The 1,358-nt window shown below is 41.7% G+C and carries 1 protein-coding gene; it reads right to left on the reverse strand.

The window, feature by feature from the left end; all coding sequences use genetic code 11:
• Positions 1 to 56 precede the first annotated feature (56 nt).
• Positions 57 to 1,328: an IS4 family transposase gene (locus HUJ21_RS00005; protein WP_366483428.1), complete on the reverse strand. Its 1,272-nt coding sequence runs from the start codon at positions 1,326 to 1,328 to the stop codon at positions 57 to 59.
• Between the last annotated feature and the right edge of the window lie 30 nt (positions 1,329 to 1,358).

Genomic DNA, 1,358 nt, shown 5'->3' on the forward strand with positions numbered 1-1,358 from the left:
CGAGCTTATTTTGTGGCGATATGTGATGTTTTTGTTTTTCCTCTGATATTTGCTTCCTATTTGTAGTACTGATTGACCCGGGTAGGCTCGTGCAGGTCTTTTCGAGAAAATTTCCTTCCCATTTTTACAGCTACCAGATTTCGGGCCACTTTAATGACGAGTTTATCCAGAATCTTTGTCACACATTCCTGGCTGAATAGTTTTACAATCTTGGCTCTGAATTGTAGAAAAGCATTTTTCCAATTGTATTTATAGGTCAGTTTTCTTTTTGCGATTTTCTTTTTGATTTCCTTGGCAGCAGCCATTCCTGTAAGGGCCACCATATTCATGGCCAATATATGGGCATAAAATTCCTGATAAATCCCTTCCGGTTTCCTGCAGCCGAACTGTTCCACCTTGATCTTAGGTTTCAAATTTTTTATTCCTTCTTCCACACCCCATCTCATTCCATAAAGGACTACTAAGTCCTCAGTACTGAACTTACTTTCTTCCAAATTACTGACCAACAGTTCGGTTTCGCCGGTTTCCAGGACAGCTTTGGTTACCCTTACCTGAATAGGGTTTTTCTTTTTTGAGTTTTCCTGCTCCTTTTTACTGGGCATCCATTCGGTGGTAAAATCCATCCTGCTGTCAGCCATTACCCGTTTGGCAAAATTGGACATCCCTGTGGACATCCGAATGCAAAAGGTCCTTCTATCACAGATCATTCGCTGCACATTGTAAAAATTGCCAAAAAACCTGTCTAGCACCAGCAGATCATCCGGTCTGGATGGGATTTCTGACAAACAGTTATTGAGTAAACCCGATTCACCCGTACTCATTTTTCCGAGTCTTGCCTGAAGGGTAAAGTTGGTATTCACGTCATAAACAAGGAATATCCGTGCTAAGGAAGCTTTTGTACTGTTGGTAAACAATCCGAAACATTCTCGGATCTGTTTGGAAGCGGGTAGGTTTAAAGTACTGCCGTCCCCGGCAAGAATCCGGTATCCCTTCCATCTGGGGGTGGAAAAACTGTCATAAGCTTGGGAAGTGATACTGCAAAGATCGGAAAAGAACTGCCAGTCAATTTTATACCTCGCCTGGGTAAAGGCACTGCCGGTAACAGCCTGCTTACCGAGTTTGGAAAGAACCTTTGAGGATACGAATTCCGAAGATTCTTTAAACATCTTAAGAACAGAAAGTGCGACAGTCTGAAAATCAAGTGGAGATGCCCTGGAAAAATGAGCGGAACCCGAACAGTAAATAGACTGATTTTCAGGAGATTGTATTTTTTCAAAGATTTTTTTTCGGACAATCGCAAGATATATCCGTCGTGTTTTGGTTGGTATTTTGTACCTTCATAGCTATATGTTTTAGAC

Origin of the sequence: Cyclobacterium sp. (assembly GCF_014762705.1) — a bacterium.
Classification (GTDB): Bacteria; Bacteroidota; Bacteroidia; order Cytophagales; family Cyclobacteriaceae; genus Cyclobacterium.